This is a genomic window from Photobacterium minamisatsumaniensis (assembly GCF_050336695.1).
GTDB classification, from domain to species: domain Bacteria; phylum Pseudomonadota; class Gammaproteobacteria; order Enterobacterales; family Vibrionaceae; genus Photobacterium; species Photobacterium minamisatsumaniensis.
In genome coordinates this window covers 1-15,230 of the sequence record NZ_JAKJSI010000056.1, presented here as the reverse complement: position 1 = coordinate 15,230, position 15,230 = coordinate 1, and the positions used below count along the sequence as shown (strand labels likewise).

The following is a 15,230-nucleotide window of genomic DNA, read 5'->3' as shown; positions in this document are numbered from 1 at the left end:
TAATTATGATGTTATGGCTTTTTAATTCATTTTTGAGCGAGAGGTATTATTTACGAGTTTTTCTGCGTGAGAATCCAAGACCGACCATAGCAAGGCTAAAGACGGCTAGTGAACCAGGTTCTGGCACATAATTAGCCACAAAAACCAGTTTTTCGAATCCGTTACTACCGTTTAGTCCCATGTTATTACCACTACGATAACCACCATGATTCGAAGTATGCCAGCATAGGCGGTCACGTTCGTTTCGTCCTGCTGTATCACAGGAGCTTTTATTTACAGTATCCCCTAAACCAGCAAAGCCCCACGAGTAATTTGGATTGTAGTACCATTCGGCACCATTAGACGTTGTTGTTGCTCCACCGCTCGTGCCTGTCACAGTCGTTGCATCAAGAACAGAGGTCGCGGCAAGTACATCAAGAATATTATTACCTGTACGGCGGCCAGCCAGCATGATGTAGTCATTGTTTTGGCAAGATGCGTCCAGTGATGCAATACCACCAGCGTTACGGAAAGAGTAAAATTTGGTATCACACAGTGTCCAGCCCCATACATTGGTAACGGTCGCAATGTCGATGTCATTCTGTGGCCCTACTGGGATAAATAGCGCATGTACGGAAAATGAAACTAGCGAACTGATTGAAAGAGCAAATACTAGTGCTAGCTTTCGTAGGGTTTTCAAAAAGAGGTTATCGATATGCGGCATGGAATCATTCCTTTTTTCAGCTTAAAGATGATGACGACGAAGTAAGTGCGACATAATTAGCTTTCTAACTAATGCTTTCCGATGTCAAAACGCGTCTTAAAATGCGTACCAATTTAATAGCAAGTAAAGTGCCAAATAATAAATTAAATAAAATCAATAATTTATTATTGCGCTGGAATGGTTGTGTAAAATTACCTGACACTTAAAGGTGGGTATACTCCCTTTATTGGTATATGCGGTAGAGACTGGGCCTGATTAACTTGTGTGTAAAACGTTGGCTTTGGTTTACTGCCCTCTATCTGGGGGCAATGCTGTGGTTTCACTTATTGGCGTATTAGTCAGATGGGTGTTTACTTAGATTGACATGACGCTGAAGCGGTAAAGCAAATTTGCAGCCATTAGTAGATTATTCATTTAATTAAGACTAAAATCCCTGCTTGGTTTTAGTTCCTGTTTTATTTTTTGGAATGGTTTTTGGGTTTAAGTTGTTGATTAAGAGAGTATTACTGATTGGGTTTGTTACAATGTCTCTTATGGGGTGCAAAGAATATAAAGCACCTTATGAGCCAGGTGTACCAGTGAATCCAACACACCGAGATGTACCGTCTTAAGCTTTATAAAGAAGCAGCCATTGCACAAAAAATGCAATGGCTGTTTTGACTTAGCCCTTGGTCGTTATGATTAAACCAGTTCTTTTGGCTCGTATTTCTCACTTGTTAGAGAATGTTGACTTGAGGTAAGACTTAACTTTTCTTGTGATGGAAAAGGCGTTTCAGTTTGCTCCTTCTTTTGCTTATCTTTACCAAACATTAATAAGCATGGAGTTAGGATCAGAGTCAGCAGTGTCGCAAACGCTAGTCCTCCAGCGACGGCTGTGGCCAGTTGTGACCACCATTGAGTACTTGGAGCACCGAATTCGATTTTACGATTGATTAAGTCGATATTCATTTCGAGCACCATCGGCAGTAAGCCAAGGATCGTAGTAATGGTGGTAAGCAGAACAGGGCGTAAACGTTGAGCCCCCGTTTGCATGATAGCTTCGACTTTATCTAGACCTTGTTTGCGTAGCTGGTTAAAGGTATCAATTAGAACAATGTTGTTGTTGACGACGATACCCGCGAGCGCTATTACCCCAATCCCCGACATGATGATGCCAAATGGACGCTGGAAGATCAGTAATCCTAAAAATACACCGACGGTAGAAAAGAGGACTGCACTTAAAATGAGCAGAGCTTGATAAAAACTATTGAACTGGGTGATCAGAATTAACCCCATGGCAGCTAGTGCAACCAAGAAAGCGGATTGCAAAAAGGCCGAAGACTTATTTTGATCTTCATTCTGGCCTCTTACTTCAATACTGGTGCCACTAGCAAGAGTCATTTGTGCAATGGCAGTTTCGATATCAGGCAGCATAAGGCTAAGGTTATAACCCTCCGACATATCAGCCATGACTTCCAGAACACGTTTACCGTCAATTCGGTTAATCGTATTTTGTTTTGGCGCAGGTGAAATGCTGGCAAAGTTAGTGATGGGCACCATTCCATATTGCGTCTTAACCCTTAGTTCATCAAAACGGCCGATGTCTCGTTTATCTTGTGGATAGCGGACGAGAATATCGACTTCATCATCAGTATCATCTGGCAAGTAATCACCGACTTTTAGGCCGTTTGTCACAAATTGCACTGTATTACCGACTAACGTAGCATCGCTGCCATAACGTGCAGCATCATCGCGGTTTACTGTGATTGTCCAATCAATGCCCTGCTTATCACCCGAATCTGAAATATTGGTGAATGCGGTTTGTGCCTCCATCCAATGCCTGACTTGAGCAATTGCATTTTGCATGTCTTGTTTATTGTTACCCGTTACTTCAATTACTAAATCATGATCGCTCGGCGGCCCAGCTTGCGGAAACTTAAACTCAAGTTCAATGCCTGCGATATCCGCTGTTTTTTGACGTAACTCGGCAATAATGTCTTTGATTGGTGCGCGGAGCTGCCAATCGAGTGGGTTAAGCTGTATTTGCCCAATCTGATCATCGCCACCTGTGCGGGTATATACACTTTTTATGCCTTCTGTCCCTAAAATACGAGCTTCAAGTTGTTGCATGAGCGCATCTTTTTCGTAGATAGAAAGGTCGCCGTGCGAACGCGCTTTAATCGTGAAGTGGGGCGGATCAACCTCGGGGAAGAACACGACACCTAAGCCAGCTTTGGCATAAGAGAAGCCAACGATAACTGCAAGCAATAGTGCACTGAGCAAGATCTTGAAAGGGTGACGAATAGCCACCGATAAACTATTCAAGTAAAGCTTGGTTATTCCCCGAGCTTGATCAAAATGACCATTTTCAATGGCAATTTTGCGCTGTTGCTCTGCTGAGCTAGTATATTGTGGTTTACCAATAACGCTGCCAAGCACAGGTACAAAAACCAGTGCCATCACTAAAGAGGCTGATAACGTTGCAATGAGAGTTAGAGGAAGGTAGCGCATAAACTCCCCCGTTGTATCAGGCCAAAACAGTAATGGTGCAAATGCGGCTAACGTGGTGGCGGTAGATGCCGTTATTGGCCATGCCATTCGTTTTGCTGCTTCTCGATAGGCTTGCTTTCGAGGAATATTTTCCTGCATTCGACGATCGGCATATTCAGTAACAACAATCGCGCCGTCGACTAACATCCCCACAGCCATGATCAACGCGAAAAGAACGATGATATTGACGGTAAGCCCGCTGATAGCCAGTACTAATAACCCAGTAAGAAATGAGCCGGGAATTGATATGCCGACAAGAAAAGCAGTGCGAGACCCAAGAATAGCAAGAATTACAATGACGACGAGAATGATGGCTGACAATATATTGTTTTGTAAGTCATTCAGCATGGTCTTTACTTCTTTTGATTGGTCAAGCGTATACTCAATCAAAAGGTTAGCGGGCCATTCTTCACGTTTTTGAGCTTCCTTGAGTACTGCTTTTACAATTTCAACAGTTTCGATGATATTTTCACCTGCTCGTTTTTTTACATCTAATACGACGGCGGATTGGCCGTTCAAACGAGCAAAGCTATCAGGATCACGATAGGCGCGACGGATCGTGGCAATATCGCCAAAGCTAACCACTTTATTGCCATCAACTTTTATTGGCAGTTCAAGAATGTCTTTAAGTGATTCGAAAACCGATGGCACTTTGACAGAAAAGCGGCCGTAACCGCTATCAATAAAGCCCGCAGCGACAACCCGATTATTACGTGAAATTAAATTGAACACATCTTCCTGATCAAGCCCATAGCTTTCCATCAATAGAGGTTCAACTAAAACTTCAACGACATCTTCCCTGTCGCCAGCGATATCGACCTCTAAAATTTGGCGAAAGCTCTCTAACTTATCTTGCAGTTCACGGGCAATTTGAATAGTGGTGCGTTCAGGTACGGTGCCATAAAGCACAAGTGATAAAACGGGGTCTTCACCAGCGAGTGTAATTTCATTAACGACGGGCTCGTCGCTGTCATCGGGTAGTTTTGCTTTCGCAATATCAACTGCTTCACGGACATCGGTTAATGCTTCATTAAGATCTGTACCCGCATTAAATTCAAGCACTACAGAAGCATGGCCTTCTGAAGCGGTGGCGGTCATTTCCTTAACGCCTTCAATCGAACGAAGCTCTTTTTCTAATGGCCTTACAAGTAGCCGCTCTGCGTCGTCTGGGCTAATACCCTGATGAGAAACTGACACGTAGATTATCGGAATAGTAATATCAGGGTTCGATTCTTTTGGAATGGCTTGATAGGTCGCAATACCAGCAACTAAAACCAAAATTAAGAGGGTAATAATTGTCCGAGAGCGACTGATCGCAGCATCAATAAGGGCAAACATTATTCACTCCTATTTTGGTGAACTGGCAGAGCTGTATCACCATCTCGAACAAAGCCTTGGCCAACCGTAATGACATCGATGGGTTCACTTATTCCACCCAGCCACACACCGTCAGGCTCAACTTTTACCAATGAAATAGATGTAAACCGTACCACGTTATTTTCAATCAATGCTTTAATGCCAAGGTTTCCGCCTTCATCTAACGCCAACATGGATGGTGTGATTTTTATTGCATCCTCGGTTTCTAAAATCAACTCGACATCGGCACTGATCCCAGCAGTTAATGTCATGTTTGGATTTGGAATTTCTATTTCGATCGGGTAGGTGTTGGTTTGTTCAGAAGCGACTGATGCACGATAGCGAAGCGTTCCTTGCGTTGTAAACCCCGTCACTAAGGTGATGTCTGCAAGTTGCTGTCGATAAACTTTATCAACATGGCGCTCGCTGATATCAGCATTGATAACCAATGGGTCGAGATCGACGAGATTGATGGTAGGATCACCAACCGCAAGGTAGTCACCTTGCTCAATGTGGAGTATTTCGACAATGCCATCGAAAGGGGCGTTAATACGCGTATTATCTAACGCAATCTGAAGGTTTCTGACTGTCGCTTTGGCTTCAATTAATCCGGCCTCAGCCTGACTTAAGGCGACTTCACCTTGTAAGCCACGTTTTTGAAGTGATTGCGCGGCATTGAATTCTTGATCTTTGACTTTAAGTAATGCCTTAGCCCGAAGTAGCTGTAACTCGCGATCGGCTTTTGAAAGTTGTATTAAAGGTTGCCCCGCTTTCACACGTTCGCCTTTTCGGATGAGCAAGCGTTCAACGGTTCCTGAAACCTCTGCACCTAACGTTGCTTTTCTATCAGGCGCTGTTCGACCATAAAGAGGCAGTGTTCGGGTAACGGGCTGTGGTGTAAAGCGCTCGACAATGACTTTGGCAAGGGGAGGCGCAATGTTTTGTTTATCTACTGGTTTATCAATTGGGTGTTCATTCCCTTCTGCGGCAAGGTTCTGACTGTAGTAGCCACTAAAAAGCCACGCTGATAGTAGCAATAAAATTAAACCAGAAAAAATCCATGGCCGTTTTGATAATAGTGATTTTATATGTGCCATCGCTCACATCCTTGAGAACATCGACGAACAAGTTGATAGTACCTCGTATGCTATCAAAACTTTGCGTGCAATTGGTTGATTGTCTCTTCAATCTCGACATACAACACAATGATTACTTTAAGTGAATGTGTGACGTGTCAGCTTTTTCTCAGATGTCGTAAAAAATAATTAAGATTAAGAATGTTCTAGTCGCTTCCTATTACTAGTTTTATTTGACGGTTATTTATTGATATTTAATGAAGCAGCGAATCTTGATTTCAGTATCCACGGTTGATGGATCTAAGTATCTCCAGTTAGGAAGGAAAGCACAGCAAGGTTTACGTTGGGCTAGCTATAGCGTGTTTACTGTGGCTCTGATCACAGTTGGAAGTCTTTATTATCTTATAAATGAGCGTGATTCTGCTAAATATCTACAAGCTGAACTCGAGAAAAAATCGGATTCATTAACTCAAGATCTTGTGGTTTTACAAACGCTTAAAACGGAATTAGAACAAGATTTAGAAACGCGAGAATCTCGATTAACCCTAGTTTCTGATCGATTAGGTGATATTGAAACTTTGCTCGGTGTCCATGGAGACAGCGATACAGAAATAGAATCACGCTTAGATCTAGCCGCGGTTAATTCAGCGGTTAGGCTTGCCATTTTAGATCAAGTTCCAAACGGGGCACCAGTAAAGGCCGCACGCCAATCTTCCCAGTTTGGGGTGCGAACTCACCCTATTACTGGCGCAAAAAAAATGCACCGGGGACTCGACTTCGCGGTTAACACTGGCACACCAATTTATGCCCCTGCAGATGGTGTTGTTGAGGTTGTAAGGCCGAGTAAAACGGGGTCTGGTAATTTTTTACGGATTCAGCATGCATTTGGTTTTTCCTCGTCATATTCACATTTAAATAAATTTGCGGTACGAAGTGGTGATTTTGTAAATAAGAACGATCTTATCGCATATTCCGGTAATACAGGCTTGTCGTCTGGCCCCCATTTACATTACGAAATTCGTTTTGTAGGTAGAGCGCTAAACCCCCGTCATTTTGTTGATTGGGGCATGGATGATTTTGAATCAATTTTTGAGCAAGAGAGAACATTGAAATGGGCATCTTTAATAAACAAAGTGGAGCAACGAGTCAGCAAGCAACTACAACTATCATCGCACACGGCTGCCAAATCAAAGGCGAACTCCAGCTAGAATGCAACATTCAAGTTGATGGTACGATTGATGGGAAGTTGCGCTTAGAAAAGTTGCTGATGGTAAGTAAAACTGGCCGCATTACTGGCGAGGTGTTTGCGGATAAGATGGTTGTTAGTGGTATTATTAAAGGCAAATGTTACGCCAATACGATTGAAATCCTAGAAAATGGAAAAATAGAAGGCGACATTTATTGCGATGATTTAAGCATTGCTCGTGGTGGTAAGTTCTTTGGTCAAACACACCCTGAAGAGAAAGAGCAGGTTGTCGAATTAAACCACAAGACAAAAGCGAACGAAAAGAAAGAACAAACGAATAGTAAGCCTACGCCAAAAGCAGTAAATGGTTAGTGGGAAAAAAGAAGGGCTGTTTAATCGGAAATAAACAGCCCTTAACGTAATTGTCTCATGCCCCTATTATTGAATGGTAAGCACTGTTTTTGATGCGTATTTTGCTTTTAATACATCACGCTCAAAATAAACAGGCTTAAGGCGGAAGTTAATGAAATCGTCGTATTGGTCATCATAGTGTTTAGATGGCGAGCCATCAGGTGCAATAAAGCCAGACTGCCCTGGTGCCGCAATTTCAAACGCTTCGATACTATCTTGCTTGAATACAGTCATGTTGTTTTCTGTACCACGGTTAAGCGCGATGGGCGTATCAGACACTTCATCTTCGCCGGCTTGAGGTACCCCAATATAATTTTTATTATTGAAGCGTAATACGTCGACCTGCTCAAGCCAGTTATCACTGTTAGCACCATACTGCTGAGTTAATGAGGCCACGGCAGAAGTAAGAGCCTGTAATTGAATATCCTGACTGTCTGAAGCTTTAAACAATTGTGGGTTATTCATAATATTGGCAAGCGCTTTAGTACTGGTTTGAATATTGTAACTATTGGCGAGTACTTTATCTTTGTTGCCATATCCCGGGTTGGTGAACCATGCGAGATTACTCTTCGGTATAATCGGTGAATAGGTGATCTCTAACACTTCTTGCAGCCAAGTCCGGAATAGGGCAGAGGCAGGATGGTCATATTTACCGTTTTGGTTATTATCGGTATTGCTAAAGTCCCAATCATTCAGGATTTGAGCGGCTTTCTGGTGGGCAGGTTCATTACTCGATTGTGCTAAAGATACAAGTGAGGGGACAAAATGCCTCGCATTAGGATCTATAACCGATGCTTCCACCATAAGATCCCATGCTTCTTGAGACGAAAGGGTATTCTTCGCTTCAATACGACTAGTGAGCTCTATGTTACGATCAACGGTGTTCCAGCTATACCACCACTGGTCTGGATTAGGAAAATCGGCTGCTGGTCGGTTATTCCAATTTGCAATATAGCCACTGCTCGGGTTTAGTACCTGAGGGTTGGTGCTAAATGGGTATAAACCTAGCCAATCACCACTGCCGTCGCCCGGTGTTGGCAACCTTCCATCGAAATCTGGGTGCCGCACGGGATAATGCCCACCTAGCGCGTAGGCAATATTGCCATCTTGATCGGCGTAATACCAATTGACGTTAATGGCACTGTCTGCAACATAGTCAGACCATTGTTGATGGTTTTGAGCTTTAGACACCTTGTTCCAAGCCATTAACGTTGAAAGTTCTTTGCCTGCCCAGCCACGTTTTTTGGCGTAGGCGATGTTTTGTTCTGGCTCATATTTAATCACAGGGCCATGTACTGAGCGGTAAACCGTAATGACTTTATTACTGCTATTTTTAACGTTTATCGTTTGATTTTCTTGCTCGAAAGGGATGTACTTTCCTTGATACAGGTATTCTTCAGGGTTGTTGGGATTAAGCGTTAATTGAAATAAATCGACATTGTCTCCAGCCCCCCATGTACTCCCCCAAGAGATTTGGCCATTGTGGCCAAACTGAATTAAAGGATAACCTGCTGGTGAATTGCCGACAGCATCGTAACCTGCACCGTGTAAGCCGACAGAGTAGGTATAAGCGGGGCGATAGAAGCCAAACTGGGGTCCATTAATTAAGACGGCATTAGCGCCATCTGTTTTGTCTTTACCCAACACTAAAATATTACTAAAAGGGGCTTCATTGAAGCCTCGCCAATTTAATGTACCTTGGCGGCCGGATGATTCTAACTGCAAGTTGGCGGCAAGAAGCTTTGTTGGTTCAACGTCTTGCTGATCTAATTTGGCCACAAGTTCAGCTTTAATGTTTTTTCTGTCTGCGGATGACCATTCACCGGCAGGGATTGTGTCAACAGCTTGATCACTCATATGCGGCAGTATGCTATCAAAAATATCGTTGCCCAATTGTGAACCATGCTGGCTAGAAAGGGCTGTAAGTAACTGCTGGTTATCTAATTCTGTATTGTAATCGCCAAAGCGGTTGATCATCGAGCCCACGAAGACCATGACGACATCGAATTCATCCCAGGTTGTGGGTGTGAATTGATTATCGATAAATTGTTTTGGCATTAATAAATCTGACGATTGGTTAATCTTGGTGATCCACTGGTTTATCCCTTCCGCATACCCTTTGAATATGTCTAAATCTTCTTTAGATAATGACGTCATTGCCGCTTTAATCGTATGAGGGTTATAGTGCTCGCGGACTTTTATATCCAGAGGAAGGAATTCCTTTCCTAGTACCGCAGAGACATTCCCTTGGGCGCTTCGCTTGGCCATTTCTAATTGAAATAGCCTATCTTGAGCAATGGCATACCCATAGCCATAAAATAAGCCGTAGGTCGTATCGGCGTAAATATGCGGGGTGCCATAGTCATCACGCTTAATGGTGATTTCTTGAGAGGTTGAAAAGCTGCTGCAACCACTTACGAGGCTCAGTCCAATGATCGTTGAAATTGCCACTAATGATTTATTAAACATTGCTGTTCCTTGTGCATGAATAACGAATTTTATGGCGCTATCTGCCAGTAATAGCAGCCATAAAAAAGTATCAACGGCTTATTATTTAAATTTATAACGCGTAAAAATAAGCCGTTAAATATAGAGGTACATATAGGTTACGAATAAGTGCGTCGTTTATGACCAGTCGTATTCGCTAGGTGCTGTAGAGCATGCTTGGTAACCAGAGCGATAGCGCGGGAATAAAGAGTAGTAAAACCAAGCGAATAATATCTGCGCACCAAAATGGGGTGACGCCTTTAAATATTGTGCTGGTCTTTATATCTTTAATCACCCCACTTAATACGAAAATATTTAATCCGACAGGCGGTGTAATTAAACTGATTTCCGTTACTACGACCACTATAATACCGAACCAAACTAAATCAAACCCCATGCTTTGAACGAGTGGGTAAAAGACAGGAATAGTAAGTAGCAGCATTGATAAGCTTTCAAATACCGTACCGAGAAGAATATAAATGCCAATAATGGCAAGCATCACGAGTACAGGGTCTGCGCCAATCGATTCAATTAAATTGACTAGCTCTATGGGTAGGCCCGCTCGGTTGACAAAGTTTGAGAAAATAAGCGCGCCGATAATGACACCAAAAAGCATGGTGGTCGTACGGGCTGTTTCTATTAAAATATCTTGTAAAATAGGCAGTGTGAGTGCACGGCGATATAGTGCTATGACGAAAGCACCACCAGCACCAATACCTGCGGCTTCTGTCGGCGTAAAAATGCCACCATAAATGCCTCCCATGACTAAAACGAATAACCCTAGAATGGCAGAAACAGAACGAATGGCGTGCCATTTTTCTTCTTTGCTCATTCGTTCGCCACATGGGCCAGCTTTAGGGTTGCGCCACACGACATAGCGTGTGGCAAGCATATACAGCACAATGCCCATGATGCCTGGAATAAAGCCAGCAGCAAAAAGATCACGAATACTTTGTTCAGTCAGTACGCCATAGATAATTAAAATAACACTGGGTGGGATCAATATACCGAGTGTGCCGCCAGCAGCGATTGATGCTGAAGCGAGCTCATCAGAATAGCCGTATTTTCGCATTGATGGCATAGCCACTTTTGCCATGGTTGCAGATGTTGCAAGGCTTGAACCTGATATAGCAGAAAATCCACCACAAGCAGCCACTGTTGCCATGGCTAAGCCGCCTTTTTTATGGCCAAAAAAAGCATAACAAGCACGGTAAAGTTCTTGAGATAGCCCCGCCTTGGTGATTAAGTTCCCCATTAGAATAAACATAGGGATCACGGAAAGGCCATAATCTTGTGAGGTATCAATTAAGCGCTTGGCGCTTACCGATAATGCACCATTAAAATTCCAGTCACCTAATGCGGAGTAGCCGATAAATCCAACGATCCCCATTGCAAAGGCAATGGGCATTCTAAGCAGTATCAACATCATTAATACTGCAAATCCAATTAATGTGATGAGCATATTCTATCCTTGATTATCGTACTGTTTGTTAAAGGCTTGAGTGATGACCAATACCAGAGAGGTAATAGCTGTTAACCAGCACGATACCGCAAGAAAATAAGTGAAGTAGTAGATAGGTATTTCCAAATACTCTGTTACTTCTTCGTAGCGTTGTGAGCGTGACGCTAAATCCCAAATCTTAAAGCCGATAGTAAAAAGACTAATACTGACGAGAACATTAAAAAGACTGTCTCGGATTTTTTTTACTGACGCCGGAATAATTGAGTCGGTGAGATCAACACTAATATGTTCTTTACGCCATGTAATCAGCGGCAAAGTGGCAAAAATCAAACAACCCAACAAAAGCTCGGTAAGTTCAACGCTGCCCATAAGCGGCTGGGAAAATAAATAACGGCCAATAACATCGACACACGTTACTGCCATTAAACTAAATAAAATAGTTGCAGCAAATAGTTTGAGGATACGATCAAAGTGCTGGGCTCCCCATTCCCAACACTGTGCCATTTTTATGATTGAATTACGCATCGGCTTAATCCTTAAAGCTCGATAGGTTGATAATCACGTGCTTCTGCTCTGAATGCTTTAAGCGCGGCTTCTGCATCAACACCTCGGCGATTAGCCGATTTGATCCACTTCTGGTCCATGCCTTTAATTAAATCATTAAAAAAGGCGATGTCTTCGTTTGATGCATTAACGATTTGGCTACCGCTGGCAATAATGTCGGCTTCACCAACTTCATCTGCTTTAGCCCACGCTCGTCCAGTCATTGCTGATAAACGTTCACCTGACACGCTTCTAATTGCCTCGCGATCTTTTTCTGATAGTTTGGCCATGAAATCAGGGCTCAAGAAGATCCCAAATGAACCAAGGTATAGGCCATTCGGTAATTTGATTGTATAAGGGGCGACWTCTTTAAAGCGTCCAACTTTCATCATATCCATTTGCATGAACAGTCCATCGGCAACACCTTGAGATAGCATTTCATAGGCTTTGTTAGCAGGAGCGTTCACGCCTGTGACGCCAAGGCGTTTACCAATCTCGGTTGAAATACCGCCACCCAAACGAATTTTTTTGCCTTCAAGATCTTTAATGGAATCAATAGGGGAGCGTAAGTGGATTTGCCCAGGACCGTGAACAAAAAGTCCTGCGACTTCAAGACCGTCATATTCACCTGATTCTTTAAAATATTGGTTGTTCACACGCCAGTGGGCGACAGACACCGCTTCCGCTCCGGCATCTAAACCTGGTAATTCAGTCATCTGAGGTAAACGAAAGCGGCCTGGCATATAGCCATGGAATGTCCATGCGGCATCAATAGCGCCATCTTCTACCATATCAACCAAGCTTTTTGGGTGGCCGACATCGTATTCAAGTTTAACCGTCACACGTCCTTCAGTGGCTTCTTCAATCCACTTCCCCCAAGTCGGGAAGACATCTTGGTTCATGGTATGGGTTGGACTTAACCATGTTGCGATGCGCAGTTCATGGTTAGTAGCCCATGACGTGCTTGCTAAAACCATACTTGCGGTGACGCCGACGATGCCTTTCATCATTGCTTTTTTTAGCATTCCATATTCCTTTTAAGTCACGATTTGGGTTTTGGTAGAAATAAACATGACACACATTTTTAGTTTTCTCAAAGAAATTGTGTCATTTTTATTTGTCAAATGTTGTTGAGGTGTTACATTTGTGATCGAGAGGCAAGTTCTTTAAATAGGAAACCATTTTATTTTGACGTAGCCATTTTATTTTTTACGAAGTAATAAAATGGTCATGTTTGGTGAGCCCGTTAGAAATTTCATTTAGAAGGATTAAACAATGGAACAGCTACACAGCTATGTTATGGGAAGTTGGCACTATGGAAAAAAAACACCAAGGATTGTATCCAGTGCACTAACAAATGAAGCGCTTTATGAGCTAGATAGCTCGGGCATTAATAATGTAGACATGCTTGAGTATGGCCGTGAAAAGGGCAGCAAAGCGCTGGCTGCGATGACATTTCTAGAACGTGGCAATATGCTAAAAGAAGTTGCAAAGCACTTACTCGCCAATAAAGAAATGCTGTATGCACTATCTGCCCATAGTGGTGCAACACGAGTTGATTCATGGATTGATATTGAAGGCGGTGCGGCAACCTTCTTCAATTATTCAAGCCTTGCTAATCGAGAACTGCCAAATGAAACGGTATGGGCAGAAGATGATCTGATCCCATTATCGAAGGAAGGCACGTTTGCAGCACGACACCTTCTGACGTCAAAACCGGGAGTGGCCATTCATATCAATGCGTACAATTTCCCTTGCTGGGGGATGCTGGAGAAACTGGCTCCGACTTGGCTTGGAGGCATGGCGGCGATCATTAAACCCGCTTCAGAATCGGCCTATTTAACACAGGCGATGGTAAAAGTTATCGTTGAAAGTGGGCTGGTGCCAGAAGGTGCAATACAAGTGGTGTGTGGTTCGGTTGGCGACTTGCTTGATTGCGTAGACTATCAAGATGTTGTGACATTCACGGGATCAGCTAAAACAGGGCAAATGCTACGAGCAACACCAAATTTGGTACAAAAGTCAGTACCATTTACGATGGAAGCGGATTCAGTTAACTGTGCAGTATTGGGTGACGATGTGACACCAGACTCTGCTGAGTTTAGTTTATTTGTAAAAGAAGTTTGCCGCGAAATGACGATTAAAGCGGGACAAAAGTGTACAGCCATTCGACGCGCTATGGTGCCTGCGAACTTATTAGACGATGTAACTGAGGCGATCAGTAAGCGACTAGCACGAGTCGTTGTTGGTGATCCTAGTGTTGAAGGTGTCACAATGGGATCACTGATTAGCCGGTCTCAACTTGATGATGTAAAAGAAAAAGTCACGTCATTGAGTAACCATTGCCGTGTTGTTACTGGCGGGGAGCTTTCGAACTTCACACCAACTGGACATGATAATGGTGCGTATTACCCACCTACACTACTGGTTTGTGATAACCCACGCACGGCATCTGCAATTCATGATATTGAGGCGTTTGGTCCTGTCTGTACGTTAATGCCTTATCAAGATCGTGATGATGTTGTTGAGTTAGCGCGATTGGGACAGGGAAGTTTAGTTGGAAGTGTTGTTACTGCATCACCGGACTTTGCGGCCGAAATGGTTGCTCGTATTGGTCATGCTCATGGTCGATTACATATTTTAAATGCAGAGTCAGCTAAAGAGTCGACAGGCCATGGTTCGCCTTTACCAATGCTTGTGCATGGTGGGCCAGGTCGTGCTGGTGGTGGCGAAGAAATGGGCGGGCTGCGTGGTATCAAACACTATATGCAAAGAACTGCGATACAAGGTTCACCGAGCATGCTCGCGGCTGTTGGCAGAGAGTGGGTCAGGGGGGCTGCGACGACGACCGACCTTGTTCATCCTTTTAAAAAGCATTTTGAAGACATTGCTATTGGTGAGAGCTTAACAACCGCAAGGCGAACAATTACAGAAGCCGATATTGTCAACTTTGCTTGTTTAAGCGGTGATCATTTCTATGCTCATATGGATGATATTGCTGCGAAAGAGTCGATGTTTGGTCAGCGCGTCGCGCATGGATATTTTGTTATATCGGCGGCTGCAGGTTTGTTTGTGGAAGCAGCACCAGGGCCTGTTCTTGCTAACTACGGAATGGAAAATCTGCGTTTTATTGAACCCGTTGCAATCGGTGACACCATTCAGGTTAAGCTAACATGCCAGAAGAAGATTAAAAAACGTCAACGTACCGCCGAAGAAACCCCGCAAGGTGTCGTTGCGTGGGATGTTGAGGTAACTAATCAAGAAGGTAACCCCGTTGCGTTGTATACAATACTAACGCTTGTTGCCCGTTCAAGCGGTGACTACACCGCATAAAATAATCCTACCTCTTTTAGAGCCAGCTTACGTTTAACGTAAGCTGGCTTTTCCGCGTGGGCGAGAGATAGTCATGTCGTTAAACACCATGCTTATTCCAGCACAAAGCGATTACCTTAAAAAGCCGGTTGTAAAATAAATGTG

10 protein-coding genes are annotated in these 15,230 nt (G+C 43.4%); 3 read left to right on the top strand and 7 right to left on the bottom strand.

Going from position 1 to position 15,230, the window contains the following annotated elements:
• Nucleotides 1-46 precede the first annotated feature (46 nt).
• The 3 genes from L4D78_RS25050 to L4D78_RS25040 all read right to left on the bottom strand — a co-directional run bounded on the left by L4D78_RS25050 (nucleotide 47) and on the right by L4D78_RS25040 (nucleotide 5,685).
• Complete coding sequence (locus L4D78_RS25050; protein ID WP_428469453.1) at nucleotides 47-703, bottom strand: PEP-CTERM sorting domain-containing protein; 657 nt, start codon at nucleotides 701-703, stop codon at nucleotides 47-49.
• Between the two features lie 681 nt (nucleotides 704-1,384).
• Entirely contained in the window at nucleotides 1,385-4,570 is a 3,186-nt protein-coding gene (locus L4D78_RS25045; RefSeq protein ID WP_428469452.1) for an efflux RND transporter permease subunit, read from the bottom strand.
• The gene (locus tag L4D78_RS25040; protein ID WP_428469451.1) at nucleotides 4,570-5,685 is read right to left on the bottom strand and encodes an efflux RND transporter periplasmic adaptor subunit; all 1,116 of its coding nucleotides are present in this window, start codon (nucleotides 5,683-5,685) and stop codon (nucleotides 4,570-4,572) included. The genes L4D78_RS25045 and L4D78_RS25040 overlap by 1 nt, the downstream gene beginning before the upstream one ends.
• Before the next feature lie 236 nt (nucleotides 5,686-5,921).
• Here L4D78_RS25040 and L4D78_RS25035 point away from each other — a divergent pair, with 236 nt between their 5' ends.
• Together L4D78_RS25035 and L4D78_RS25030 are read left to right on the top strand one after the other, a co-directional pair.
• Nucleotides 5,922-6,872: a M23 family metallopeptidase gene (locus L4D78_RS25035; protein ID WP_428469450.1), complete on the top strand. Its 951-nt coding sequence runs from the start codon at nucleotides 5,922-5,924 to the stop codon at nucleotides 6,870-6,872.
• Complete coding sequence (locus L4D78_RS25030) at nucleotides 6,830-7,222, top strand: bactofilin family protein (RefSeq protein ID WP_428469469.1); 393 nt, start codon at nucleotides 6,830-6,832, stop codon at nucleotides 7,220-7,222. Before L4D78_RS25035 ends, L4D78_RS25030 begins: the two co-directional genes overlap by 43 nt.
• 66 nt (nucleotides 7,223-7,288) lie before the next feature.
• Here L4D78_RS25030 and L4D78_RS25025 read toward each other — a convergent pair whose 3' ends face one another.
• The 4 genes from L4D78_RS25025 to L4D78_RS25010 form a co-directional block, all read right to left on the bottom strand.
• Nucleotides 7,289-9,730 (bottom strand): penicillin acylase family protein, encoded by a 2,442-nt coding sequence (locus L4D78_RS25025; RefSeq protein WP_428469449.1) that lies wholly within the window; start codon nucleotides 9,728-9,730, stop codon nucleotides 7,289-7,291.
• A 175-nt stretch (nucleotides 9,731-9,905) separates the two neighbouring features.
• Entirely contained in the window at nucleotides 9,906-11,210 is a 1,305-nt protein-coding gene (locus tag L4D78_RS25020; protein WP_428469448.1) for a TRAP transporter large permease, read from the bottom strand.
• A 3-nt stretch (nucleotides 11,211-11,213) separates the two neighbouring features.
• A complete protein-coding gene (locus L4D78_RS25015; protein ID WP_428469447.1) occupies nucleotides 11,214-11,735 on the bottom strand; it encodes a TRAP transporter small permease in 522 nt (173 codons plus the stop codon).
• Nucleotides 11,736-11,746: 11 nt separating this feature from the next.
• Nucleotides 11,747-12,778 carry a TRAP transporter substrate-binding protein gene (locus L4D78_RS25010; RefSeq protein WP_428469446.1) on the bottom strand — a complete coding sequence of 344 codons (1,032 nt, stop codon included), beginning with the start codon at nucleotides 12,776-12,778 and terminating at the stop codon, nucleotides 11,747-11,749.
• Between the two features lie 250 nt (nucleotides 12,779-13,028).
• Between L4D78_RS25010 and paaZ the strand changes: the two genes are divergently transcribed.
• Entirely contained in the window at nucleotides 13,029-15,086 is a 2,058-nt protein-coding gene (paaZ, locus tag L4D78_RS25005) for a phenylacetic acid degradation bifunctional protein PaaZ (protein WP_428469445.1), read from the top strand.
• Nucleotides 15,087-15,230: the final 144 nt, after the last annotated feature.

Bases quoted from the DNA above. Each gene is read 5' to 3' on its own strand.
- L4D78_RS25050 (WP_428469453.1), bottom strand. From the start codon at position 703: ATGCCGCATATCGATAACCTCTTTTTGAAAACCCTACGAAAGCTAGCA.
- L4D78_RS25045 (WP_428469452.1), bottom strand. From the start codon at position 4,570: ATGTTTGCCCTTATTGATGCTGCGATCAGTCGCTCTCGGACAATTATT.
- L4D78_RS25040 (WP_428469451.1), bottom strand. From the start codon at position 5,685: ATGGCACATATAAAATCACTATTATCAAAACGGCCATGGATTTTTTCT.
- L4D78_RS25035 (WP_428469450.1), top strand. From the start codon at position 5,922: ATGAAGCAGCGAATCTTGATTTCAGTATCCACGGTTGATGGATCTAAG.
- L4D78_RS25025 (WP_428469449.1), bottom strand. From the start codon at position 9,730: ATGTTTAATAAATCATTAGTGGCAATTTCAACGATCATTGGACTGAGC.
- L4D78_RS25020 (WP_428469448.1), bottom strand. From the start codon at position 11,210: ATGCTCATCACATTAATTGGATTTGCAGTATTAATGATGTTGATACTG.
- L4D78_RS25015 (WP_428469447.1), bottom strand. From the start codon at position 11,735: ATGCGTAATTCAATCATAAAAATGGCACAGTGTTGGGAATGGGGAGCC.
- paaZ (WP_428469445.1), top strand. From the start codon at position 13,029: ATGGAACAGCTACACAGCTATGTTATGGGAAGTTGGCACTATGGAAAA.